General features: G+C 68.3%; 20 protein-coding genes and 1 pseudogene. 13 read left to right on the forward strand and 8 right to left on the reverse strand.

Going from position 1 to position 24,829, the window contains the following annotated elements:
* Positions 1–70 precede the first annotated feature (70 nt).
* Positions 71–1,822 carry an IlvD/Edd family dehydratase gene (locus tag AC1VVG_RS19840; protein WP_049035313.1) on the reverse strand — a complete coding sequence of 584 codons (1,752 nt, stop codon included), beginning with the start codon at positions 1,820–1,822 and terminating at the stop codon, positions 71–73.
* A 114-nt stretch (positions 1,823–1,936) separates the two neighbouring features.
* Here AC1VVG_RS19840 and AC1VVG_RS19845 point away from each other — a divergent pair, with 114 nt between their 5' ends.
* Complete coding sequence (locus tag AC1VVG_RS19845; RefSeq protein WP_034187591.1) at positions 1,937–2,887, forward strand: LysR family transcriptional regulator; 951 nt, start codon at positions 1,937–1,939, stop codon at positions 2,885–2,887.
* An 18-nt stretch (positions 2,888–2,905) separates the two neighbouring features.
* Here AC1VVG_RS19845 and AC1VVG_RS19850 read toward each other — a convergent pair whose 3' ends face one another.
* Entirely contained in the window at positions 2,906–3,382 is a 477-nt protein-coding gene (locus AC1VVG_RS19850; protein ID WP_034187590.1) for an OsmC family protein, read from the reverse strand.
* A 133-nt stretch (positions 3,383–3,515) separates the two neighbouring features.
* Here AC1VVG_RS19850 and AC1VVG_RS19855 point away from each other — a divergent pair, with 133 nt between their 5' ends.
* A complete protein-coding gene (locus tag AC1VVG_RS19855) occupies positions 3,516–4,157 on the forward strand; it encodes a GntR family transcriptional regulator (protein WP_049031899.1) in 642 nt (213 codons plus the stop codon).
* A gap of 27 nt (positions 4,158–4,184) precedes the next feature.
* On the opposite strand, the gene AC1VVG_RS19860 is transcribed toward AC1VVG_RS19855, so the two are convergent.
* Complete coding sequence (locus AC1VVG_RS19860; protein WP_034187588.1) at positions 4,185–5,210, reverse strand: LacI family DNA-binding transcriptional regulator; 1,026 nt, start codon at positions 5,208–5,210, stop codon at positions 4,185–4,187.
* 188 nt (positions 5,211–5,398) lie between these two features.
* Here AC1VVG_RS19860 and AC1VVG_RS19865 point away from each other — a divergent pair, with 188 nt between their 5' ends.
* The 5 genes from AC1VVG_RS19865 (at position 5,399) to AC1VVG_RS19885 (ending at position 11,745) form a co-directional block, all read left to right on the forward strand.
* The gene (locus AC1VVG_RS19865) at positions 5,399–6,547 is read left to right on the forward strand and encodes an ABC transporter ATP-binding protein (protein WP_367188880.1); all 1,149 of its coding nucleotides are present in this window, start codon (positions 5,399–5,401) and stop codon (positions 6,545–6,547) included.
* An 8-nt stretch (positions 6,548–6,555) separates the two neighbouring features.
* Positions 6,556–8,547 carry a beta-galactosidase gene (locus tag AC1VVG_RS19870; protein WP_482836065.1) on the forward strand — a complete coding sequence of 664 codons (1,992 nt, stop codon included), beginning with the start codon at positions 6,556–6,558 and terminating at the stop codon, positions 8,545–8,547.
* A 67-nt stretch (positions 8,548–8,614) separates the two neighbouring features.
* Complete coding sequence (locus tag AC1VVG_RS19875) at positions 8,615–9,874, forward strand: ABC transporter substrate-binding protein (RefSeq protein WP_059559230.1); 1,260 nt, start codon at positions 8,615–8,617, stop codon at positions 9,872–9,874.
* A gap of 54 nt (positions 9,875–9,928) precedes the next feature.
* Positions 9,929–10,873, forward strand: coding sequence for a carbohydrate ABC transporter permease (locus AC1VVG_RS19880; RefSeq protein WP_034187584.1), 945 nt, complete (start codon positions 9,929–9,931; stop codon positions 10,871–10,873).
* A 20-nt stretch (positions 10,874–10,893) separates the two neighbouring features.
* Positions 10,894–11,745 (forward strand): carbohydrate ABC transporter permease, encoded by an 852-nt coding sequence (locus AC1VVG_RS19885; protein ID WP_034187583.1) that lies wholly within the window; start codon positions 10,894–10,896, stop codon positions 11,743–11,745.
* Positions 11,746–11,852: 107 nt separating this feature from the next.
* On the opposite strand, the gene AC1VVG_RS19890 is transcribed toward AC1VVG_RS19885, so the two are convergent.
* Together AC1VVG_RS19890 and AC1VVG_RS19895 are read right to left on the reverse strand one after the other, a co-directional pair.
* Positions 11,853–12,569: a pirin family protein gene (locus tag AC1VVG_RS19890; RefSeq protein WP_482836066.1), complete on the reverse strand. Its 717-nt coding sequence runs from the start codon at positions 12,567–12,569 to the stop codon at positions 11,853–11,855.
* Positions 12,570–12,653: 84 nt separating this feature from the next.
* Entirely contained in the window at positions 12,654–13,418 is a 765-nt protein-coding gene (locus tag AC1VVG_RS19895) for an SDR family NAD(P)-dependent oxidoreductase (RefSeq protein ID WP_343727244.1), read from the reverse strand.
* Positions 13,419–13,555: 137 nt separating this feature from the next.
* Here AC1VVG_RS19895 and AC1VVG_RS19900 point away from each other — a divergent pair, with 137 nt between their 5' ends.
* Positions 13,556–14,473 (forward strand): LysR family transcriptional regulator, encoded by a 918-nt coding sequence (locus AC1VVG_RS19900; RefSeq protein WP_482836067.1) that lies wholly within the window; start codon positions 13,556–13,558, stop codon positions 14,471–14,473.
* Positions 14,474–14,698: 225 nt separating this feature from the next.
* On the opposite strand, the gene AC1VVG_RS19905 is transcribed toward AC1VVG_RS19900, so the two are convergent.
* The 3 genes and pseudogenes from AC1VVG_RS19905 to glcC form a co-directional block, all read right to left on the reverse strand.
* Positions 14,699–16,123 (reverse strand): DEAD/DEAH box helicase, encoded by a 1,425-nt coding sequence (locus AC1VVG_RS19905; protein WP_049030346.1) that lies wholly within the window; start codon positions 16,121–16,123, stop codon positions 14,699–14,701.
* Positions 16,124–16,158: 35 nt separating this feature from the next.
* A pseudogene (locus AC1VVG_RS19910) lies at positions 16,159–16,596 on the reverse strand (DUF6306 domain-containing protein); the annotation flags it as partial.
* A gap of 247 nt (positions 16,597–16,843) precedes the next feature.
* Entirely contained in the window at positions 16,844–17,614 is a 771-nt protein-coding gene (gene glcC / locus AC1VVG_RS19915) for a transcriptional regulator GlcC (protein ID WP_049030349.1), read from the reverse strand.
* 218 nt (positions 17,615–17,832) lie between these two features.
* On the opposite strand from glcC, the gene glcD reads away from it, so the two are divergent.
* Genes glcD through AC1VVG_RS19940 form a run of 5 tightly spaced genes read left to right on the forward strand, consistent with a single transcriptional unit; the run spans position 17,833 to position 24,295 of the window.
* On the forward strand, positions 17,833–19,332 hold the full coding sequence (glcD, locus tag AC1VVG_RS19920) for a glycolate oxidase subunit GlcD (RefSeq protein ID WP_034187576.1): 1,500 nt from the start codon (positions 17,833–17,835) through the stop codon (positions 19,330–19,332).
* A complete protein-coding gene (gene glcE, locus AC1VVG_RS19925; protein ID WP_034187575.1) occupies positions 19,332–20,408 on the forward strand; it encodes a glycolate oxidase subunit GlcE in 1,077 nt (358 codons plus the stop codon). Before glcD ends, glcE begins: the two co-directional genes overlap by 1 nt.
* A gap of 24 nt (positions 20,409–20,432) precedes the next feature.
* Positions 20,433–21,653 (forward strand): glycolate oxidase subunit GlcF, encoded by a 1,221-nt coding sequence (gene glcF, locus AC1VVG_RS19930; protein WP_226252455.1) that lies wholly within the window; start codon positions 20,433–20,435, stop codon positions 21,651–21,653.
* Positions 21,654–21,673: 20 nt separating this feature from the next.
* Positions 21,674–22,078 (forward strand): GlcG/HbpS family heme-binding protein, encoded by a 405-nt coding sequence (locus AC1VVG_RS19935; RefSeq protein WP_059559247.1) that lies wholly within the window; start codon positions 21,674–21,676, stop codon positions 22,076–22,078.
* A 42-nt stretch (positions 22,079–22,120) separates the two neighbouring features.
* Positions 22,121–24,295, forward strand: a complete 2,175-nt coding sequence (locus AC1VVG_RS19940) for a malate synthase G (protein WP_034187572.1) — start codon at positions 22,121–22,123, stop codon at positions 24,293–24,295.
* Positions 24,296–24,829 lie beyond the last annotated feature (534 nt).

Consider the following 24,829-nt stretch of genomic DNA (forward strand, 5'->3'; position numbering starts at 1 on the left):
CGTTCACGGTTTCACGAAGCGCGGACCGGGAAGGTCCGCAACCGGCGGCGCACGTCGCGCCGCCTGCCGCTCAATGCGAATGGCTCGGCACGTCCGCGCCGCGCGTGCCGACCAGGAAGTCGAGGTCGCACCCCTCGTCGGCCTGCAGCACGTGATCGATATACAGTCGCGCATAACCGCCCTTGCCGAGCTGGCCGGCCACGCCCGGCGCGGCGGTCGGATCGACATCCGACAGGCGGCGCTGCAGTTCGTCGTCCGGAATGTCGAGATGCAGCGTGCCGGCCTCGCAGTCGAGCTCGATCCAGTCGCCGTTGCGCACCGCCGCGAGCGGTCCGCCGGCGGCCGCTTCCGGCGCGACGTGCAGCACGACCGTGCCGTATGCGGTGCCGCTCATCCGCGCATCGGAAATCCGCACCATGTCCTTCACGCCCTGGCGCAGCAGCTTCGGCGGCAGTCCCATGTTGCCGACCTCGGCCATGCCCGGATAACCGCGCGGCCCGCAGTTCTTCAGCACCATCACCGAGCTCGCATCGATGTCGAGCGCTTCGTCGTTGATCGTCGCCTTGTAGTGGTCGAGGTTCTCGAACACCACCGCGCGGCCGCGATGCTTGAGCAGTTCGGGGCTCGCCGCCGACGGTTTCAGCACCGCGCCGCGCGGCGCGAGGTTGCCGCGCAGGATGCGGATGCCGCCGTCCTCGATCAGCGGCCGGTCGAGCGGGCGGATCACTTCGTCGTCGTAGTTCGGCGCTTCGCGCACGTTGTCCCACAGCGACTTGCCGTTCACCGTCAGCGCGTCCGGATGCGGCAGCAGCCCGCCTTCGCCGAGGCGGCGCAGCACGGCCGGCAGCCCGCCCGCGTAATAGAACTCCTCCATCAGGAAGCGCCCCGACGGCATCAGGTCGACGATCGTCGGCGTGTCGCGGCCGATGCGCATCCAGTCTTCCAGTTCGAGCGGCACGCCGATGCGGCCCGCGATCGCCTTCAGGTGGATCACCGCATTGGTCGAGCCGCCGATCGCCGCGTTCGCGCGGATCGCGTTCTCGAACGCCGCGCGCGTCAGCACCTTCGACAGCACGAGCCCTTCGAGCGCCATCTCGACAATGCGGATGCCCGACATGTGCGCGAGCACGTAGCGACGCGAATCGACGGCCGGAATCGCCGCGTTGTGCGGCAGCGCGACGCCGAGCGCCTCGGCCATGCACGCCATCGTCGACGCGGTGCCCATCGTGTTGCAGGTGCCGGCCGAGCGCGACATGCCGGCTTCGGCCGACAGGAAGTGATGGAGGTCGATCTCGCCGGCCTTCAGCGCTTCGTGCAGCTGCCATACGGCCGTGCCCGACCCGATGTTCCTGCCTTCCAGCTTGCCGTTCAGCATCGGGCCACCCGACACGACGATCGCCGGCACGTCGCAGCTCGCCGCGCCCATCAGCAGCGCGGGCGTCGTCTTGTCGCAGCCGGCGAGCAGCACGACCGCGTCGATCGGGTTGCCGCGGATCGCCTCCTCGACGTCCATCGACGCGAGGTTGCGCGTGAGCATCGCCGATGGCCGCAGGTTCGATTCGCCGTTCGAGAACACCGGGAACTCGACCGGGAAGCCGCCCGCCTCGGAGATCCCGCGCTTCACGTGCTCGGCGAGCTTGCGGAAGTGCGCGTTGCACGGCGTCAGTTCGGACCACGTGTTGCAGATGCCGATGATCGGCCGGCCGTCGAACTCGTGATCGGGAATGCCCTGGTTCTTCATCCAGCTCCGGTACATGAAGCCGTTCTTGTCGTTCGTGCCGAACCATTGCGCGGAGCGCAGCCTGGGTTTTGTTGCCGACATCGTCAGTCCTGTGGTGACGGGATACCGGCGCAGTCTAGGCAGAATTTTGATAACTGGCTAATGACGTTTTTGGCGATTACGATATCGATTCCAATATCGATATAAACCCGTACGATGCCCGAAGCCAGTCCGTGGGGAAACCGCGGCCGCCTGAAGACGCGCCAGCTCCTGCTGGTCGTCGCGCTCGCCGACGAAGGCAGCATTCATCGCGCGGCGGCCGCGCTGAACATGACGCAGCCGGCCGCGTCGAAGCTGCTGCGCGAACTCGAGGAATCGATCGGCGCGGTGCTGTTCGAGCGGCTGCCGCGCGGGATGCGGCCGACGCTCTACGGCGACGCGCTGATCCGCCATGCGCGCGCGGCGCTCGGCAGCCTCGACCAGGCGCACGAGGAGCTGGCCGCGCTGAAGGCCGGCCATCTCGGCCACGTGGCGGTCGGCGCGATCACGTCGCCCGGGCTGCGGCTCGTGCCGCCGGCCGTCGCCGCGGTGAAGGGTACGCATGCGGGCCTGCACGTGTCGGTCGAGATCGACACCAGCAACGTGCTGCTCGAACATCTCGCGCAAGAGAAGATCGACATCGTGCTCGGCCGGCTCTCCGCCGAACACGACAAGCTGCGCCTGCGCTACGAGCCGCTGACCGGCGAGTCGGTGGCCGCCGTCGTGCGACCCGGCCACCCGCTGCTCGCGCACGCGCCGCTGTCGCTCGCCGACGTGCAGCGCGCCGCGTGGGTCGTGCCGCCGGCCGGCAGCGTGCTGCGCCACCGCTTCGAGCTCGTGTTCCAGCGCGCGAGCCTTGCGCCGCCCGCGAACCTCGTCGAGACGGCGGCGCTGCTGTTCATCACGCAGTTGCTCGAACAGAGCGACATGATCGCGGTGCTGGCCGAGGACGTCGCGCACTACTACGCGCGGCACGGGATCGTCACGGTGCTGCCGCTGGAAATGGATTGCCGGATGGACGATTTCGGGATCATCACGCGCACCGACCGGCTCCATTCGCCGGCCGTCGCGGTGATGGCCGACGCGATTCGCGCGGCTGCGCGGGAGGTGTACGGCGTCGCGCCGTGACGATGCGGCGGGGGTTCCCTACGCCGCGGCGGACTCGATCACCGGTTCGCAGCGGATCGGGAAATTGACCGAGTTCGCGATATAGCACTTCGCATGCGCATCGTGATGCAGATGCCCGGCCAGCTCACGATCGTCGCCGGCCCGGATGGTCACGTGCGGGCGCAGCACGATTTCGGTGAAACGGCCTTCCCCGGCGCCGTCGAGCATCGTGCCTTCGGCGTTGTCGGCATAGGCCAGCACGCGAATGCCGGCCTCGGAACACAGATGCAGATACCAGAGCTTGTGGCACGCCGATGCCGACGCAAGCAGCAGGTCTTCGGGGTTCCAGCGCGACGCGTCGCCGCGGAACGCCGGATCCGACGAACCGGGAATATCCGGCTTCGAGCCCGCCCGGATCACGTGATCGCGCCCGTACTCGCGATACCCCGACGTGCCGGTGCCGCGATTGCCCGTCCACTCCACCGCGACGCGATATTTGTGCTCGCCTGCTGCCATCTCGCTCTCCATTGATGTCGGTTGCCTCGACCGTGTCGGATGCCGTTTTGCAGCATCCGCCTGCCTGGCCGCCATTGTGGCACTGGATGGCCATTTGGTATACAATTATTCCAAATTGACGAAACACGCAGGCATGGAAGCCAAACTCGACTCCACGGCGGACGCGGTCGCAGCGTCGCTGCGCGACATGATCATCAACGGCGAGCTTTCGGCCGGCGAACGGCTGGTCGAGCGCGATCTCGCCGAACGGTTCGGCATCAGCCGGATTCCGATGCGCGAGGCGATCCAGCGGCTGGAACGCGAAGGATTGCTGGATATCTTCAGGAATCGCGGCGCCGTCGTGCGGATGCTGAGTGCGTCCGACGTACAGGACATCTACGATCTTCGCGTGCTGCTCGAAGGCGACGCGATCTATCGGAGCGTGAAACGTCTGGACGACGAGACGCTCGCGCGCGCCGAACTCGTGCATCGCCTGCTCGGCGACGCGAGCGTGCCGCGCCGGCAGGGCGAACTGAATCGCGAATTCCACGCGTTGCTGTATGCGGGTTGCGGCAATGCGCGGCAGCTGAAGTCGATTGCCGAACTGCGCAGCCAGGTCGAACGTTACGAGCGCCTGCAGACGACGCTGCTCGCCGATACGCCGTCGTTCCAGGTCGAGCACGAAGCGATTCTGCAGGCGTGCCGCGCACGCGATGCGCGGGCGGCACGCTCGATGACGGTCGCGCATCTCGAGTCGGCGAGACGCATCGTGATGCGGCTCGTCGAAGGCGCTTGAGACCGGTGCGCGCCGGTTCGCCGCGCGCTATGCCGCGCGCGGCGCCTGCCCGGTCGTGCCGCGCACCCTCAGTTTCGGCAACGACGCGACACGCATGCGCGGCGCCTCGTCGCTCCATCCGCCCGCCTCGCGCAATGTATTGAGCAGTTCGACCGCGAGGCCGGCCGCCTCGGCAGTCGGGATCGCGACGGTCGTCAGCGTCGGGCGCGTGTCGCTGGCCAGATGAATGTCGGTCATCCCGACGATCGACAGATCGTCGGGCACGCGCCTGCCGCGATCGGCCGCCGCATGCATCGCGCCGATCGCCGGCAGGTCGTTGGTGGCCACCAGCGCGGTCAGGCGCGGATGCGCATCGAGCAGCCGCCCCGCCGCGCGCACGCCGCCTTCGATCGAATCGGGCTCGGCCGCGACGACCGACGCGTCGAGCCCGGCCTCGCGCATCACGTCGACGAACCCGTCGTAGCGCGCCGCCTGCACGCCGCTTGCCGACCCGCCGACGATCACGCCAATCCGCCGGTGGCCGAGTTCGAGCAGATGCCGTGTCGCGATCCGTCCCGCCTCGCGGAAATCGATCGCCACGCACGGCAGGCCGTCGGGCGGCGCCTCGGGCCGCTCCCACAGGCACAGCACGACCGGCACGCCGCGCCGCGCGACGTCGAGCAGATCCGGCAGGTGCAGGTTCGCGTTGGTCACGAGAATCCCTTCCGAGATCGTGCCGGCGATCTGGTCGAGATACGCGCGCCCCTGCAACGGGTCTTCATTCGTATTGCAGACGATCAGGAACTGCCCGTTGCGGCGCACCGCCCGCTCGACCGCCAGCGCGAATTCCGGGTAGAACGGGTTCGCGATGCTCGACACCATCAGCGCGACCGTCGGCGCGCGCCCTTCCGCCAGCGCCCGCGCGGCGAGATGCGGCCGGTACCCGAGCGCCTCGACGGCTTCCAGCACGCGCGCCCGCGTCGCCTCGCCCACCCGGCCGCGGCCGCGCAGCACGTTCGACACCGTCGCGGCCGTCACGCCGGCGCGACGCGCCACTTCATCCAGGGTTGCCATCGTTTGCTCACTATATGAGACGTCGATCCAATATTTGCTTCGCTTACCGAAGCGGCGCACTATCGCCGCACACCTTGCCGCCGCCCGACGGGCGCGACTCGGACGCGATCGCATCGCCTCTTTTTTTGATCGCGATGATTAAGCGCTTAATCATGCAGTACGGCGCATTAAAACATGGAGCGGAGACAATGGCGAGCATCTCGATGCGGCGCGTGCAGAAAGCCTACGGCGATCACGCGCCGGTGATACGCGACGTCGATCTGGAGATCGGTGCGCACGAGTTCTGCGTGTTCCTCGGGCCGTCCGGTTGCGGCAAGTCGACGCTGCTGCGCATGATCGCCGGGCTCGAGGACCTGAGCGCGGGCGAACTGTCGATCGACGGCCGCCGCGTCGACGACGTGCCGGCCGCCGAGCGCGGCGTCGCGATGGTGTTCCAGAGCTACGCGCTGTTTCCGCACATGACGGTGTACGAGAACATGGCGTTCGGGCTGAAGCTCGCACGGGTGCCGAAAGTCGAGATCGACCGCAAGGTGCGCGACGCCGCGCGCATCCTGCAGCTCGACACGCTGCTCGACCGCAAGCCGAAGGCGCTGTCCGGCGGTCAGCGGCAGCGCGTCGCGATCGGCCGCGCGATCGTGCGCGAGCCCGGCGTGTTCCTGTTCGACGAACCGCTGTCGAATCTCGACGCGGCGCTGCGCGGCCAGACCCGCATCGAGATCGCGCGGCTGCACCGGCAGTTCGAACGCGCGAGCGTCGTCTACGTGACGCACGACCAGACCGAAGCGATGACGCTCGCCGACAAGATCGTGCTGCTGCACGCCGGCGCGGATACCGCGCAGCACGGCAGCATCGCGCAGGTCGGCGCGCCGCTCGACCTCTACCACCATCCGGCCAGCCGCTTCGTCGCGGGTTTCATCGGGTCGCCGCGCATGAACTTCCTGCCGGCCGTCGTGACCGCGTGCGACGCGCATCGCACGACCGTCACGCTCGTGCCGTCCGGCGAGACCTTCGCGCTGCCGCGCGACGGCTCGGCACTTGGCGCCGGCGCCGCCGTGACGCTCGGCATTCGCCCCGAACACCTGACGCTCGGCGTCGCGCTCGACGCCACGACGCTCGCGCGCGACGTCGCGCTCGTCGAACGCCTCGGCGAACAGACCTACGTGCACCTCGACGGGCCCGGCGGCGCACCGCTGATCGCGAAGGTGCCCGGCGACGCGCAGGTGCGCACCGGCGAGCGCGTGCACCTGCATGCGCCGGCCGCGGCCTGCCATCTCTTCACCGAAGACGGCCGCGCGGTGCCCGCGTGCGCCGACGTCCACGTCCACCACTACGCATAAGGATCGGCATGCGCCTCGGAGTCTGCTACTACCCGGAACACTGGCCGGAATCGATGTGGGCCGATGACGCCCGCCGGATGAAAGCGCTCGGTATCGAGCAGGTGCGGATCGCCGAATTCGCGTGGAGCCGCATCGAGCCGTCGCCGGGCGAATACGACTGGGGCTGGCTCGACCGCGCGGTCGACGTGCTCGGCGCGGCCGGCCTCGAGATCGTGATGTGCACGCCGACCGCGACGCCGCCGAAATGGCTGGTCGACCGCCATCCCGACATCCTAGCGATCGGTGCCGACGGCCGGCCGCGCGCGTTCGGCTCGCGCCGCCACTACGACTTCTCGTCGCCGACCTATCTGGAAGCGTCGCGGCAGATCTGCACGGCCGTCGCCGAACGCTACGGCCGCCATCCCGCCGTGCGCCACTGGCAGACCGACAACGAACTCGGCTGCCACCAGACCGTCGTCAGCTACTCGCCGGCCGCGCTCGTGCGCTTCCGTGCGTGGCTGAAGGCGCGCTACGGCACGATCGACGCGCTGAACCGCGCATGGGGCACCGTGTTCTGGAGCATGGAGTATCGCCGTTTCGACGAAATCGACGCGCCCGTCGGCACCGTGACCGAAGCCCATCCGTCGCATCGTCTCGATTACCGGCGCTTCGCATCCGACGAAGTCGCGCGCTATCACCGGATGCAGGTCGACGTGATCCGCGCGCATTCGCCGGGCCGGCCGGTCGCGCACAACTTCATGCAGCTGTTCACCGAGTTCGATCACTACGAGGTGGCGCGCGACCTCGACATCGCGACGTGGGACAGCTACCCGCTCGGCGCGCTCGAGGAGCTCTGGTTCGCGCCCGACGTGAAGGCGCGCTGGCTGCGCACCGGCCATCCGGATTTCGCGTCGTTCAATCACGATCTGTATCGCGGGATGTCGAAGCTGCCGTTCTGGGTGATGGAACAGCAGCCGGGGCCCGTGAACTGGGCCCAGTGGAACCCCGCGCCGCTGCCGGGCATGGTGCGCCTGTGGAGCTGGGAAGCGTTCGCGCATGGCGCCGGCTGCGTGTCCTACTTCCGCTGGCGGCAGGCGCCGTTCGCGCAGGAGCAGATGCATGCGGGCCTCAATACGCCGGACAACCGGCTCGACGAAGGCGGCCGCGACGCGCAGCGCGTCGCACGCGAAATCGCCACCGTGCTCGATGCCGGCGCCGATGCCGACGCGAACGGCACGGTGCGCGCCCCGGTCGCGCTCGTGTTCGACTATGAAGCGAAGTGGCTGTTCGAAGTGCAGCCGCAAGGCGCCGATTTCCACTACCCGCGCGTCGCGTTCGACTACTACTCGGCGCTGCGCTCGCTCGGCCTGGACGTCGACATCGTGTCGCCGCACGCGCCGCTCGACGGCTATCGCCTCGTCGTCGTGCCGCCGCTGCCCGTCGTGCCGGACGATTTCGCGGCACGGCTCGCCGCCTCGGGCGCACATGCGGTATTCGGGCCGCGTACGGGTTCGAAGACCGTCGACCTGCAGATTCCGCCGACGCTGCCGCCCGGCCCGCTCGCGTCGATCCTGCCGGTGCGCGTGTGGCGCGTCGAATCGCTGCGGCCGAACGTGACCGAGCGGATCGACGGCACGTTGCGCGACGGCTCGCCGCTCGCGGGCGACGCGCGCCACTGGCGCGACTTCGTCGAGCTCCACGACGAAACGCGCAGCGTCGTGCATGCGCGTTTCGCCGACGGTCATCCGGCCTGCGTGTCGCATGGCGCGCTGCACTACTGGGCCGCGCTGTTCGACGCCGCGACCACCGCGAAGCTGTTCGCCGACGTCGCGACCGACGCGGGCCTCGCGCCGACGCCGCTCGGCGACGGCGTGCGGGTGAGCCGGCGCGGCGGCCTGACCTACGTTTTCAACTACGGCAACGCGCCGCACACGATCGATACGGTGCCGCCGTCGGCGTTCGTGCTCGGCGCCGCGCAAGTCGAGCCGCAGGACGTGGCCGTGTATCGCAGCCGTTCGTAGCCCCCCCGCCACCGGCGCCGCGACGCGCCGGTCACGCACAAGACGACACACTGGAATGGAGACACGCATGACACATCGCCCCCTTCGCGCCGCCGCCCGGCTCGCCGCGGCCGCCACCGTCGCGTTCGCATCGCTCGGCACGACGGCGCCCGCCGATGCCGGCACGCTGACGATCAATATCGCGTTCAAGGGCGCGAGCCAGCGCGCGGTCTGGCAATCGACGCTCGACGCGTTCCACAAGGCGCATCCCGACATCGACGTGAAGGCGACCTTCGTCGACGAGGAAGCGTACAAGGTGCAACTCCCCGCGTGGCTGACGACCGTCGCGCCGGACGTCGTGAACTGGCACGCGGGCGAGCGGATGGCGTACTACGCGAAGCGCGGGCTGTTCGAGGACCTGAGCGGCGACTGGACCAAGAACGGCTGGGGCGCGATGTACGCGTCGACGCGCGATGCCTCGTCGTACAACGGCAAGCAGTATGCGGCGCCGACCGTCTACTACTCGTGGGGGCTGTTCTACCGCAAGGACCTGTTCCGCAAGGTCGGCATCGCCGACGAGCCGAAGACGTGGGACCAGTTTCTCGACGCGTGCAAGAAGCTGAAGGCGGCCGGCATCACGCCGGTCGCGATCGGCGGCCGCGACGCGTGGACGCTTGCCGGCTGGTTCGACTATCTCGACCTGCGCCTGAACGGCAACGCGTTCCACCAGCAACTGATGGCCGGCGACGTGCCGTACACCGACCCGCGCGTGAAGAAGGTCTACACGACGTGGAAGTCGCTGATCGACGCCGGCTACTTCATCGACAACGCGCTGTCCTACGATCTCGACGGCGCACAGCCGTTCCTGTTCCAGGGCAAGGCCGCGATGATGCTGATGGGCACCTTCATCGCGGCGGGCTTTCCGCCGAACGTGAAGCCGGAAATGGGCTACTACCGCTTCCCGATCATCGACCCGAAGGTGCCGACCGCCGAGGACGGCCCGGTCGAATCGCTGCACATCCCGACCAAGGCGAAGAACAAGGCCGATGCGCGCACGTTCCTCGCATTCGTCGAAACGCCCGAGATGGGCGCGAAGCTCGCGGAAGGGCTCGGCTCGCTGTCGGCCAACAGCAAGTCGCCCGAGCCGGCCGATCCGGTCTCGCGCATCGGGTTCCGGATTCTCGCCGACACGAAGGGCGGCGTCGCGCAGTTCTACGATCGCGACATGACGAAGGAAATGGCCGACGAAGGGATGAAAGGCATGCAGCAGTTCCTCGCGAATCCCGCGCAGCTCGATACGGTGCTCGCGCAACTCGAACAGACCCGCAAGCGGATCTACAAGAAGTGACCGCGTGACCCAACCGGCGGCCGCGCGCCGCCCTGTCCGTTCAGGAGGCTTGCCGTGTCCAGTCCGATCACGTCCCCCCCGCGCGCCGGCACCGCGCCGCCGCCGCGCGGGACATCCGCCGCCGCGTTGCCCGCGCGCCGCCCGTCGCCCGCCGTGCGGCGGCAACGGCGCGCCGCGTGGCTGTTTCTCGCGCCGGCCTGCGCGATGGTGGCCGTCTATGTGATCTGGCCGATCCTGTCGACGCTGTGGCTGAGCCTGTACAACTGGGACGGGATGACCGAGCGCACGTTCGTCGGTCTCGCGAACTATGCCGAACTGCTGCAGGCGCCGACCTTCTACACGGCGCTGCGCAACAACGTGATCTGGCTCGCGCTCTTCATGCTCGCGCCGCCGCTCGGCCTCGCGCTCGCGCTGTACCTGAACCAGGCGGTCGGCGGCATCCGCCTCGTGAAATCGCTGTTCTTCGCGCCGTTCGTGCTGTCCGGCGTGGTCGTCGGCCTGATCTTCTCGTGGTTCTACGATCCGACCTTCGGGCTGCTCGCGTTGATAGTCGGGCACGGCATCCCGGTACTCGGCGACGCACGCTACGCGACGCTCGGCGTCGTGTTCGCCGCGCTGTGGCCGCAGACGGCGTACTGCATGATCCTGTACCTGACCGGCCTCACGTCGGTCAACCCGGAACAGATCGAGGCCGCGCGGATGGAAGGCGCGCGCGGCTTCGCGCTGCTGTGGCACGTCGTGCTGCCGCAGTTGCGGCCGACCACTTTCATGGCGATCGTCGTCACGGTGATCGGCGCGCTGCGCAGCTTCGACCTGATCTCGGTGATGACGAGCGGCGGCCCGTTCGAGAGTTCGACCGTGCTCGCGTATTACATGTACGACCAGGCGATCAAGTATTACCGGCTGGGCTATTCCGCGTCGATCGCCGCCGTGCTGTTCGCGATCATGCTCGTCTACATCGTGTTCCAGTTGCGCCGCATGCTGCGCAACGAGCAGTGACCCACCGGAGAGGCTTCATCATGTTTCCGACGCCCGTTGCCCAATGGAAGCCCGTCTCGCGCCGGCTGTACAAGCTGTCGCTGCCCGTCGCGCTGCTGATCTGGCTGATGCCGATGATCGCCGTGTTCGTCACGTCGGTGCGCTCGACCGAAGAACTCGTCGAAGGCCACTACTGGGGCTGGCCGCGCCGCTTCGCGATGGTCGAGAACTACCGCGACGCGCTGACGACGTCGCCGATGCTGCATTACTTCTGGAACAGCGTGCAGATCACGGTGCCGTCCGTGATCGGCTCGATCGCGCTCGCGGCGATGGCCGGCTTCGCGCTCGCGACCTACCGGTTCCGCGGCAATACCGCGCTGTTCGGCACGTTCGTCGCCGGCAACTTCGTGCCGGTGCAGGTGCTGATGATTCCGGTGCGCGACCTGTCGCTGAGGCTCGGCGTGTTCAATACGGTCGAAGCGCTGATCCTGTTTCACGTCGCGTTCCAGACCGGGTTCTGCACGCTGTTCCTGCGCAACTTCATCAAGCAGTTGCCGTTCGAGCTGATCGAGGCGGCGCGCATCGAAGGCGCGGGCGAATGGACGGTGTTCTGGCGCATCGTGCTGCCGCTGATCCGGCCCGCGCTGGCCGCGCTGGCGATTCTCGTGTTCACGTTCGTCTGGAACGACTACTTCTGGGCGCTGTGTCTCACGCAGGGCGACGAGGCCGCGCCGATCACCGCCGGCGTCGCAGCGCTGAAGGGGCAATGGACGACGTCGTGGAATCTCGTGTCGGCCGGGTCGATTCTCGCCGCGCTGCCGTCGGTCGCGATGTTCTTCGCGATGCAGAAGCATTTCGTCGCGGGGCTCACGTTCGGCGCGACGAAAGGCTGAACGCGCGCCGCAAGCGTTTTTCGCATCTCCCCCTCCGCATCGTGAGGTTGCCCGCTTCGGCGGGCTTTTTTCATGCCGTGCGGATTGGAAGGCAATGCCGCTCGATGTCACCTGTCGGCGCGCCTGCCCTGGCGCAGGCGCTCGACGATCACGACCTTCGTGTCGTCTCGCGCCCGCAACGCGAGCCACGTTTCATCGCGAACGGCGATGCCGTCGCGTTGCGCCAGCCTGATCGGCCCGACGTCCAGCCGCCCGTGATCCGCAACCAGATAGGCGGCGCCCGGTAGCGGCAACCCGTGCTGCATCGTCGTGCCTTCGCGCAGCATCGCGATACGCACACGTGCGTCGGCGTGAAGGGGCAGCGCGCCGGCGCGAACATCGTCTGGATCGCCGCTCGCCACCGTCACGAATCGGCCGTCGCGACATCCGGGCGAACAGACGCGCGTCGCGCAGCGCGCGGTGCCGGCCGGTGTGCGCGGACGCAGCCAGATTCGGAACTGCCGCGCGGGTACGTTTTCCTCGTTGCGCTCGGCGTGATGAAACGCCGCGCCGGCACTCGTCACATGGACGGAATCGGCGACCAGACGCACGCGATTGCCCGCGTCGTCCTCGTGCGTGATGGCGCCCGAACGCACCCATGTGACGATCTCGACGTCGCGGTGAACCTGCATGCCGAGGCCCGAGTGCGGCGCGAATTCGACGTCGTCCCATCCGTAGAGCGGGCCGGGCAGCGCAGAGTCGACGCCCTCGCGGAAATGCCGGCGGGCGTCGACACCGCCGCGCCGCAGCACGCCCAGCGCAAGAAAAGGCCGATGTTCGATCATGATGAAGCTCGATTCGGGTACGCCGGGTGCGGATCGCGATCGTCGAAGACCGCGTCCCCCACACCCCGGGCGCCCCGGCAACGTTCAGATCTGCTGCTGACCGCCATCGACGAACAGTTCGATGCCGTTCACGAAGCTCGCGTCGTCCGAGGCCAGGAACAGCGCCGCGCTCGCGATCTCGCCGGGCTCGCCGAGCCGCCCCATCGGGATCTGCGCAGCCAGATAATCGGCCAGCCCCTGGCGCTGCGCGGCGTCGTCGCCGGCAAGATCCAGCAGGCCCGGCGTACGGGTCGCGCCCGGGCTGATCGTGTTCACGCGCACACGGCGGTCCTTGAGGTCGAGAATCCAGCTGCGCGCAAACGCCCGCACCGCCGCCTTCGAAGCCGAGTACACGCTGAACGCGGCAGTGCCCGCGCTACCCGCCGTCGAGCCGGTGAGAATCACCGATGCGCCCTCGGCAAGCAGCGGCAGCGCTTTTTGCACCGTGAACAGCACGCCCTTCACGTTGCGATCGAAGGTGTCGTCGTAGTGCGCTTCGGTGATGTTGCCAAGCGGCAGCATCGAGCCGCCACCGGCGTTCACGAACAGCACGTCGAGGCGGCCCTGTTCTTCCTTGATTTGCGCATACAGCGCGTCGAGTTCATCGAGCCGGGTGGAATCCGAACGGACGCCGATCGCGTTGCCGCCGGCTTCGCGAATGCCTTTCACGGCGGCATCGAGTTCCGCCTGTCGGCGGCCCGTGAGATAGACGTGCGCGCCTTCGGCCGCGAAGCGTTGCGCGGTGGCGAGGCCGATGCCGCTGGTTGCGCCGGTGACGAGTGCGATCTTGTTGTCGAGTTTGCGTGCCATGGTATTGCTCCTTTCGATGAGTCGGTGATGTTTGCGTCGCAGCGGCTTGCTGCGATGTGAGGAGAATATCGACGGCCTTATCTTTTCGAAATAGAATTGATTGCAATCAAACGTTGCATAAATGAAAAGACAAGGACATGGCTCAACTTCCCGATTTCGAAGGGCTCGCGATGTTCGCGAAGGTGGCCGAGCACGGATCGTTCGCAGCCGCGGCGCGCGCGACCGGCGTGTCGGTCGCCACGGTCTCGCGCGGCGTGGCCCGCCTGGAGGACCGGCTGGGCGCGCGGCTGTTCAATCGCACGTCGCGTCAGCTCTCGCTCACCGAGTTCGGCCGGACGATCAGCGAGAAAGCCGGCGAGATCTATCGCCAGGCCGAGGAGGCGGAAAGCTCGGCGCGCGAAATGTCGGTACAGCCGCGCGGGCTGGTGCGGCTGGCCATGCCGATGTCGTACGGGCTGCGCTGGGTCGCGCCGTTGCTGCCCGGCTTCTTTCGCGCATACCCGGAGGTGTCGATCGACCTGCATCTGTCGGACGCGTCGGTCGATCTGGTCGGCGACGGGTTCGACGCCGCCCTGCGTATCGCCGCGCTGCCGGATTCGTCGCTGGTCGCCCGGCGGCTGTGCGCGGTCACGCAATACGTGGTGGCATCGCCGGAGTATCTGCAGCGCGAAGGGCGGCCCGCGCATCCGCGCGAACTGGCGAACCGTCCGTGTCTCTCGTACGCGTACCGTGCACGCAGCGCCGTGTGGCGCTTCACGAACGACGCGGGCGAGGAGGAACCGGTGATGCCGGCGGGCCCGCTGCGCGTGACGAACGCCGATGCGCTGCTGCCCACGCTGCTCGACGGCCTGGCGATTGCCGAACTGCCCGAGTTCATCGCCGGCGAATATCTGGCCGACGGGCGTCTCGAAGCGATCCTCACCGACTGGTCGCTGACGAAGGGCGGTCTTTACTTCGTGACGCCGTCGGCGCGCGCGCGACCGGCGAAGGTCGCGGCGCTGTCCGATTACTTCGCCGAACATCTGAGCGATCCGACCTGGCGATGGCCGAAGTGACGGCCTGGACAACGGGTCGAGCAACGCGCGTCATGACACGCATGCAATGCGGGCTTCCAGCACGTCCACCGCCTGACGGTTTGTCGTGGCCGTCGGCCATGGCTACGCCCGTCCGCGCGCGACGTACGCACGACCTGTTTCAGCAAACGTCGACGCACGCCGAACAGGCCGCAGTTGCCGGATGCAGCCGGATCGGCTGACCGACTTTGAAAGGACCGATCCGGATTACCTGGACGGTTTGCCCCGGCCGCCGGCAGGCTTGCCCGCTGGCTTGCCGCCAGGTTTGCCGCGCGGCTTTTTCACGCTGAACGGACTGCCGATGGTGTAGTCCGGCCCGCCGTCGGCCGGCTTCGCATGCTGCGCCGCAGGCTTGCGCTGCCCTTCGCCGCCCGGCGATCGCGGCTTCTTGCCGGGCGCCGGCTTGGCAACCGGCGCGGCGTGCTGCACCTTGGGCTTCTTCGGTTTTTTAGGTTTCTTGATGATCTGCCCCGTCGCGCTCGTCTCCGGCACGCGGTGTTCGGCTTCGAAACCCGGCTCTTCCTCGCGCCGCAGCGTTTGCCGGATCAACGCTTCGATCGCGGCCAGTTGCGGCGCTTCATCGGCACACACGAGCGACACGGCCACCCCGCTGGCACCCGCGCGGCCGGTCCGGCCGATGCGGTGTACGTAGTCCTGCGCGACGATCGGCAGATCGACGTTAATCACCAGCGGCAGATCGTCGATATCCAGCCCGCGCGCCGCCACATCGGTGGCGACCAGCATCTGTACTTCGCGTGCCTTGAAGCGCTCCAGCGCCCGCAGGCGCGCGGGTTGCGGCTTGTCGCCGTGGATGGTGTCGACCGCATAGCCGGCTTCATCCAGCATGGCCGCCAGATAGTCGACGCCATTGCGGGTCTTGACGAATACCAGCGCGTGCTCCCAGTTGTTCTCGGCCACCAGGTGCATGAACAGATCGGGCTTGTTCCGCTTGTCGACCGTCACCACCCACTGCTTGATCTTGCTGGCCGTGACGTTGGGCGGGCTGACGCTGATATCGACCGGATTGCGCAGGATGCCCGCCGCCATCGCGCGGATATCGTCGGTAAACGTGGCGGAGAACAGCAGTGTCTGGCGCCGCGTCGGCAACGCGGCGAAGACGGCATTGAGCTCGCGCGCAAAGCCGAGATCCAGCATGCGATCGGCTTCATCCAGCACCAGCGTCTGCACCTGATCGAACTGCACCGCGTTCTGGCGATTGAGGTCGAGCAGGCGGCCCGGCGTGGCAACGAGCACGTCCACGCCCTTGCGCAACTTCATCATCTGCGGGTTGATGCTCACGCCGCCGTAGGCGGCCAGGAAACGCAGATCGAGGCCCTTGCCGTACTCGACGAAGCTTTGCAGCACCTGTTCGGCCAGTTCGCGCGTGGGCACCAGCACCAGCACGCGCGCGCGGTTGCTGGATACCGCCGGGCCGTGTTGCACGAGCCGTTGCAACAGCGGCAGCGCGAACCCTGCCGTCTTGCCGGTGCCGGTTTGTGCCGCGGCCATGACGTCCTTGCCGTTCAGCACCGCAGGAATCGCCTTGGCCTGCACCGGCGTAGGTGTCTGGTAATTGAGGCCCTGCAGGTTACGCAGCAGCGGCTCGATCAGGCCAAGCGAGGCAAAAGACATGGACGTATTCCGGGCTAAAACCGCAATTCTAGCGGTTACGGCGCGGGTTGCGCCCCGTGCGCCGCGCCGCGCAGCCACACCGCCACCGCCCCGATATTCTTCTCGTGCGCGACCAGCATCAACGACAGCGCGTGATGCATGTCCCGATCGGCAAGCGTCGGCAGCAACGTCTGCAGCTTGCGCACGACCCAGCGCTGGCCGCGGTTCAGGAACGCCAGCCGCTGCGCCAGATCGTCGATCGCCATCGCCTGCTCGTGGAACGCGCCCGTCGCGCGCGTCGGTACGGCATCGAGCGACCGGATCGCGTCGACGAGCACGCTGCACCCGTGCGCGTCGTCCTGGCGAATGTGCGCGATCAGCCGATGCAGCTCCGGATCGCCGGTTACCTCGGCTGCCGTTTCGGAAGCCACACGTGCGCTCGCGCGCTCGGCCTCCAGCAGTTCGTCGAGCGTCGCCAGCAGCGCCGTGCGGTCATCTTGCGGATTCGGGCCGGCGTGGGTATCAGGGCCGCCGCCATGCGTCGGCATCGACATGCAGCATCCTCCTGTCGGGATCGATGGCGTAACACGCTCGACGGTACACGGCGCGTATTGCACGAATGTGCCAATCAGCGCGCGCCGCTCGCCGGATACGTCACATCATGATGCATTGGCGTGTCAACCCGCATCGTCAACGCACGTCACTTGATCGACGTCATCGCCCGAACGCACCAGCGCTTGCTCAAGTCCACCCTTCGAGCCGCAACGTCGAACGTACGAGCCGCTGTTCCTCCTGCTCGATCTCGCGCAGATACTCGACGCACTGGCGGATATGTTCGCTCGCGGCCTTGCGTGCCTGGTCGGGCAACCGCCCGGTAACCGCGTTGTAGAGCCGCGCATGCTGGCGGTCGATCTGCTTCTTCAACGGCTCGCGGTGATAGAGGTTGTTCACCGACGCGAACACCGAACTGAGCAGCAGGTCGGTCAGCGACTGCAGCGTATTGACGAGCACGGGGTTGTGCGACGCCTCGCAGATCGCGAGATGGAACGCGTGATCGAGCTTCGCGCGCGCGGCGGGGTCGAGATCCTGCGCGTCGGCCGCCGTCATTTCCTCGTAGCGGCGCCGGATCAGGATGAAATCGGCCGGCGTGCCGCGCAGCGCCGCAAGCCGCGCGGCCTCGGCCTCGAGCATCCCGCGCACCTCGAACAGGTCGTACAGCGTGCGCGGCTGCGAGCCGAGCAGATGCATCATCGGCGTGACCTCGCGCTGCGGGGTCAGGCTCGCAACGAACGAGCCCTTGCCGTGCGCCGTGTCGATGATCCCGCGCGCGTGCAGCAGCTTCATCCCTTCGCGCACGGCCGTACGCGACACGCCGAGCTTCTCGGTCAGCCGCCGTTCGGACGGCAACGCCTGTCCGGCCTTCAGCACGCCGTCGACGATCAGCTGCTCGATCCGCTCGGCGACGACATCGGCCACGCGCCGCGCCGGCCCTTCTCGATCCTGCATTCCCATACTGGTATGACCACTTTGGACGGATATCGCCGATTTTCTCACAAAGCCTTGTTCCTACTGGTTTTTCCTGGCCCGCCACGACTATCTCAAAAGGCTCGATCGAAAAACTGGTACGACCACCTTGAAGACATCTGGACACGCCCGCGCGGCCCGCCAAGAATCCCTTCCTTCCGGCGTGCCGCGCATCGCGCGGCCGCCTGCATGGTGGAGACAGACCGATGAGTTTCATCTACGACGAACGGATCGACGGCGCGCTGGCGACCGTCGACCGTGACACGCTCGTCGCCGCGCTGCATGCGGCGGCGCCCGGCCTCGACGTGCTGCACGAACGCGAGGCGCTCAAGCCGTTCGAATGCGACGGCCTCGCCGCGTACCGCACGGTACCGCTCGCGGTCGTGCTGCCCGACACGGTCGACCAGGTGCGCGCGGTGCTGCGCGTCGCGGCCGCGCACGGCGTGCCGGTCGTCGCGCGCGGCGCGGGCACGGGGCTGTCGGGCGGCGCGATGCCGCTCGAAAAAGGCCTCCTGCTGGTGATGGCGAAGTTCAACCGGATTCTCGACATCGACCCCGATGCCGGCATTGCACGCGTGCAGCCCGGCGTGCGCAATCTCGCGATCTCGCAGGCGGCCGCGCCGCATGGCCTTTACTACGCGCCCGATCCGTCGTCGCAAATCGCATGCTCGATCGGCGGCAACGTCGCCGAAAACGCGGGCGGCGTGCACTGCCTGAAATACGGGCTCACGGTGCACAACATCCTGAAGGTCGAGATCCTGACGATCGACGGCGACACGCTCACGCTCGGCGCCGATGCGCTCGACGCGCCCGGCTTCGACCTGCTCGCGCTGTTCACCGGCTCCGAAGGCATGCTCGGCATCGTCACCGAAGTGACCGTGAAGCTGCTGCCGAAGCCGCCGAGCGTGAAGGTGCTGATGGCGAGCTTCGACGACGTCGCCGAGGCCGGCGTCGCGGTCGCGCGAATCATCGGCGCGGGCGTGATTCCCGGCGGCCTCGAGATGATGGACAACCTCGCGATCCGCGCGGCCGAGGATTTCATCCATGCGGGCTACCCGGTCGATGCGCAGGCGATCCTGCTGTGCGAACTCGACGGCGCGGCGAGCGACGTCGACGAGGATGCCGAGCGCGTCGCCGCGCTGCTGCGCGACGCGGGCGCCACCGAGATCCGCGTTGCGCGCGACGAGGCCGAGCGCCAGCGCTTCTGGGCCGGCCGCAAGAACGCGTTTCCCGCGGTCGGCCGCATGTCGCCCGACTACTACTGCATGGACGGCACGATCCCGCGTCGCGAGCTGCCGCGCGTGCTCGAAGGGATCGCCGCGCTGTCGGCCGAATACGGGCTGCCGGTCGCGAACGTGTTCCACGCGGGTGACGGCAACATGCACCCGCTGATCCTGTTCGATGCGAACCGGCCCGGCGAGCTCGATCGCGCGGAAGCGCTCGGCGGCAGGATCCTCGAGCTGTGCGTCGCGGCGGGCGGCAGCATCACCGGCGAGCACGGCGTCGGGCGCGAGAAGATCAACCAGATGTGCGTGCAGTTCAACGCCGACGAAATCACGTTCTTCCACGCGGTGAAGGCCGCGTTCGACCCGCAGGGGCTGCTCAATCCCGGCAAGAACATCCCGACGCTGCACCGCTGTGCCGAATTCGGCGCGATGCACGTCCATCACGGCCAGCTGCCGTTTCCCGAACTGGAGCGCTTCTGATGCGACGCGACATCGAATCGATCGACGACAGCGCGGCGCTCGTCGCGCAGGTCGACGCGGCGATCCACGATCGCCAGCCGCTGCACATCCGCGGCGCCGGCACGAAGGCGTGCCTCGGCCGCCCCGTCGAAGGCCGCACGCTCGACGTGCGCATGCATCGCGGCGTCGTCTCGTACGACCCGACCGAGCTCGTCGTCACCGCGCGCGCGGGCACGCCGCTCGCCGATCTCGAAGCAATGCTCGACACGGCCGGCCAGATGCTGCCGTGCGAGCCGCCGTCGTTCGGCGGCGCGGCGACGGTCGGCGGGATGTTCGCGGCGGCGCTGTCGGGACCGCGCCGCCCGTGGGCCGGCGCGGTACGCGACTTCGTGCTCGGCTGCCGCGTGATCACCGGCCACGCGAAGCACCTGCGGTTCGGCGGCGAAGTGATGAAGAACGTCGCGGGCTACGACGTGTCGCGGCTGCTCGCGGGCAGCTTCGGCTGTCTCGGCGTCGTGACCGAGGTGTCGCTGAAGGTGCTGCCGAAACCGCGCGCGACCGGCGATCTCGCGTTGACGCTCGCGGCCGGCGAAGCCGTTCAGCGCGTCGCCGCATGGCGGCGCGCGGGGCTGCCGCTCGCGGGCGCGTGCCACGCGGACGGCGTGCTGCGCGTGCGCATCGAGGGTGGCGACGGCTCGGTCAAGGCCGCGCGCGACACGATCGGCGGCGATCCGATGGACGACGCCGGGGACGCGTTCTGGGCACGGTTGCGCGACCTTGCGCTGCCGTTCTTCGACGATCCGCGCCCGCTGTGGCGCGTGTCGGTGCCGGCTGCCGCGCCGCTCGACGCGTTACCGGGCGCGCAGCTCGTCGACTGGGGCGGCGCGCAGCGCTGGCTGAAGAGCGACGCCGCGCCGGCCGACGTGCAGCGGCTCGCCGCGCAATGGGGCGGCCACGCGACCTGCTTCACGGCGGGCGCCGCACACGCGCCGTTCCAGCCGCTGCCGCCCGCGCTGCTGCGCGTCCACCGGCAGCTCAAGGCGCAACTCGACCCGTACGCGATTTTCAACCCCGGCCGGCTCTACGCCGACTTCTGACGCGAACCCGACCCCGACCCGCCGATGCAAACCAATCTCAGCGAAGCAAGCAAGGCCCTCGCCCGGGCCGACGAAGCGGAAGCGATCCTGCGCGCCTGCGTGCACTGCGGCTTCTGCAATGCGACCTGCCCGACCTACCAGGTGCTCGGCAACGAGCTCGACGGGCCGCGCGGCCGCATCTACCTGATCAAGCAGCTGCTCGAAGGCGAGCCGTGCGGCGAGCGCACGCAACGGCATCTCGACCGCTGCCTGACGTGCCGCAACTGCGAGACCACCTGCCCGTCCGGCGTGCGCTACCACACGCTGCTCGACATCGGCCGCGCGGAAGCCGAGAAGCGCGCGCCGCGGCCCGCGCGCGAACGATGGCTGCGCGCGGGGCTGCGTCACGTCGTGCCGCGTCCGGCGACGTTCGCCGCGCTGCTGAAGGCCGGCCGCGCGCTGCGCCCGCTGCTGCCCGGCACGCTGCGGGACAAGATCCCGGCCGCCGCCCCCGCAGCGGCCGCGCGCCCCGCCGCGCGTCACGCCCGGCGCGTGCTGATGCTCGAAGGCTGCGTGCAGCCGTCGCTGTCGCCGAACACCAACGCGGCCGCCGCGCGCGTGCTCGACCGGCTCGGCATCAGCGTCACGCCGGCGCGCGAGGCCGGCTGCTGCGGCGCGACCGAATATCACCTGAACGCGCAGGAGGCGGGCCTGGTCCGCGCACGCCGCAATATCGATGCGTGGTGGCCGGCGATCGAAGCCGGCGCGGAAGCGATCGTGCTGACGGCGAGCGGCTGCGGCGCGTTCGTCAAGGAATACGGCGACCTGTTGCGCTCCGACCCCGTCTATGCGGAGAAGGCGCGGCGCGTCAGCACGCTCGCGCGCGATCTCGCCGAAGTGATCGCGGCCGAGCCGCTCGACGCGCTGGCCGATGGGACGCCGCGCCGCATCGCGGTCCACTGCCCGTGCACGCTGCAGCACGCTCAGCGCCTCGGCGGCGCGGTCGAAAGCGTCCTGACGCGGCTCGGCTTCGATCTGACGAATGTCGCCGACGGCCATCTGTGCTGCGGCTCGGCCGGCACGTATTCGCTGACGCAGCCCGAGCTCGCGACGACGCTGCGCGACAACAAGCTCGATGCGCTCGAAGCCGCGCGGCCGGACCTGATTGTCACGGCCAACGTCGGCTGCCAGACTCACCTGAACGGCGCGGGTCGCACGCCCGTACGCCACTGGATCGAGCTCGTCGACAACCGGCTCGTCAACTGACCGGATTCCGGAGGAATGCCATGCAGACGAAACCCGAACTCGAACTGGCCGACGCCGACCGCATGCTCGCCGCCGCCCGCGCGGAAGCGGAACGCCACGGCTGGGCCGTGTCGATCGCCGTCGTCGACGACGGCGGCCACCTGCTCGCGTTCGCGCGGCTGGACGGCGCGTCGCCGGCCAGCAGCGACATCGCGCAGGACAAGGCGCGCGCGGCGGCGCTCGGCCGTCGCGAGACGAAGGCGTATGAGGATATGATCAACGGTGGCCGCACCGCGTTTCTCAGCGCGCCGCTGAGCGGGTTGCTCGAAGGCGGCGTGCCGGTCACGGTCGGCGGCCGGATTGCGGGCGCGATCGGCGTGTCTGGCGTAAAGTCGGAGCAGGACGCGCAGATCGCCCGCGCCGGCACACAGAGCGTCGCGGAATAACCAGCCAAGCCGCGCGCGCATTTTTCCCCGGGAGGATTAACGATGATCGACCAAGCAGGACTGCAAGTCGCGCCAGCGCTGAGCCAGTTCATTGAAAACGAAGCGCTGCCGGGCACCGGCATCGACAAGGCCGCGTTCTGGAGCGGTTTCTCGGCCCTGGTGCACGACCTCGCGCCGCGCAACCGCGAACTGCTCGCGGAACGCGACCGCCTGCAGCAGGAACTCGACGCGTGGCACCGTGCCCACCCGGGCCCCGTACGCGACCACGCCGCGTACCGTGCCTTCCTCGAACAAATCGGCTACCTCGTGCCGGTCCCGTCGAACGTCGCGGCAGCCACCGCGAACGTCGACAGCGAGATCGCCACGCAGGCCGGCCCGCAGCTCGTCGTGCCGCTGTCGAACGCGCGCTACGCGCTGAACGCCGCGAACGCCCGCTGGGGCAGCCTGTACGACGCGCTGTACGGCACCGACGCGCTGCCCGAAGACGGCGGCGCCGAACGCACCGCGGCCTACAACCCCACGCGCGGCCAGCGCGTGATCGACTATGCGCGCAACGTGCTCGACAACGCGGCGCCGCTCGCGAGCGGCTCGCACCGCGACGCGCTGCGCTATCGCGTGCAGGACGGCCAGCTCGCCGTCGAAACCGCGAAAGGCAACGTATCGCTCGCGCAGCCGGCGCAGTTCGTCGGCTACCAGGGCACGGCCGACGCGCCGTCCGCGATCCTGCTGAAGCACAACGGCCTGCACCTCGAGATCCAGATCGACGCGTCGACGCCGATCGGCCGCGCCGATCTCGCGAACGTGAAGGACATCGTGCTCGAAGCCGCGGTCAGCACGATCATCGACTGCGAGGATTCGGTCGCGGCGGTCGACGCCGACGACAAGGTCCAGCTCTACCGCAACTGGCTCGGCCTGATGCAGGGCACGCTGGCCGAGGAAGTCGCGAAGGGCGGCAAGCACTTCACGCGCCGCCTGAACGCCGACCGCGAGTACACCACGCCCGACGGCGGCACGCTGTCGCTGCACGGCCGCTCGCTGCTGTTCGTGCGCAACGTCGGCCACCTGATGACCAACGGCGCGGTGCTCGACCGCGACGGCAACGAGATCCCGGAAGGCATCCTCGACGGCGTCGTCACGACGCTGTGCGCGCTGCACGACCTGAAGGCCAAGCGCAATTCGCGCACGGGTTCGATCTACATCGTGAAGCCGAAGATGCACGGCCCGGTCGAAGTCGCGTTCGCCGATACGCTGTTCGCGCGCATCGAGGATCTGTACGGCCTGCCGCGCAACACGCTGAAGATGGGCATCATGGACGAGGAGCGCCGCACCAGCGTAAACCTCGCCGCGTGTATCGCCGCGGCGGCCGCGCGTGTCGCGTTCATCAACACCGGCTTCCTCGACCGCACCGGCGACGAGATGCACACCGCGATGGAAGCGGGCCCGATGATCCGCAAGGGCGACATGAAATCGTCCGCGTGGATCCAGTCGTACGAGCGCAACAACGTGCTCGCGGGCCTGTCGGCCGGCCTGCGCGGCCGCGCGCAGATCGGCAAGGGCATGTGGGCGATGCCGGACCTGATGCACGCGATGCTCGAGCAGAAGATCGCGCATCCGCGCGCCGGCGCGAACACCGCCTGGGTGCCGTCGCCGACCGCCGCGACGCTGCACGCGCTGCACTACCACCTCGTCGACGTGCAGGCCGTCCAGCAGGAACTCGAGAAGACGCCGTACGCGAGCGAACGCGACACGCTGCTCGAAGGGCTGCTGACCGTGCCGGTCGTCGAGCGCGCCGCATGGAGCGAGGCCGAGATCCTGAGCGAGGTCGAGAACAACGCGCAGGGCATCCTCGGCTACGTCGTGCGCTGGGTCGAACAGGGCGTCGGCTGCTCGAAGGTGCCCGACATCCACGACGTCGGCCTGATGGAAGACCGTGCAACGCTGCGCATCTCGAGCCAGCACATCGCCAACTGGCTGCGCCACGGCGTGATCACCGAGGCCTTCGTGCTCGACGTGTTCAAGCGGATGGCGCGCGTCGTCGACCAGCAGAACGCCGGCGACCCGAACTATCGCCCGATGGCGCCCGGCTACGACCAGTCGACCGCATTCAAGGCCGCGTGCGCGCTCGCGCTGCAGGGCACGTCGCAACCGAGCGGTTACACCGAGCCGCTGCTGCACCAGTTCCGCCTCGCGTTCAAGGCGCAACAGCACGGCGCCTAAACCTGCGCATGCGGGCCGGTCCGCATGCCGGCCTGACCAAACGGGCGGCCCTCGCGGCCGCCCGTTTTCATATTCGCGTTGACACGGCCACTGCAATCGTCCGCTGAAACCGATAATCGGTACATACCACGTGCATTCAAGTATCTCGCACGCCCGCCGTTAAACCAGTGGAATCGCCGGCCATACGCGGCGCGGCACCCTTTTGCATACCGCAAAGCCTTGTACCGCAACGCTCTGCCCGATATTTGCAAGTCCGTGAATTCACTATAATTTGATCCGGATCAACGGGTCGCAACATTTTCCGCGCACACGAACGCGCGCGTTATACTCCGTTGAATCCACGCCACCCGATTCGCCGGATCGTCGAATCGCGGCAGATGCCACCGGTGAATCGATGATTTACCGGTTAATCCGGCCGCGATTGCCGATAATCGGTGTCAACTTTCTCCGCCGAACGGCGGGAAGGCGCCGGAAGGGCCGCGCACCGGATCGCCGCCGACACGTCATACGAACAATCGCATCGGCCCGCCGCCA

Source organism: Burkholderia sp. L-4 (assembly GCF_056856535.1).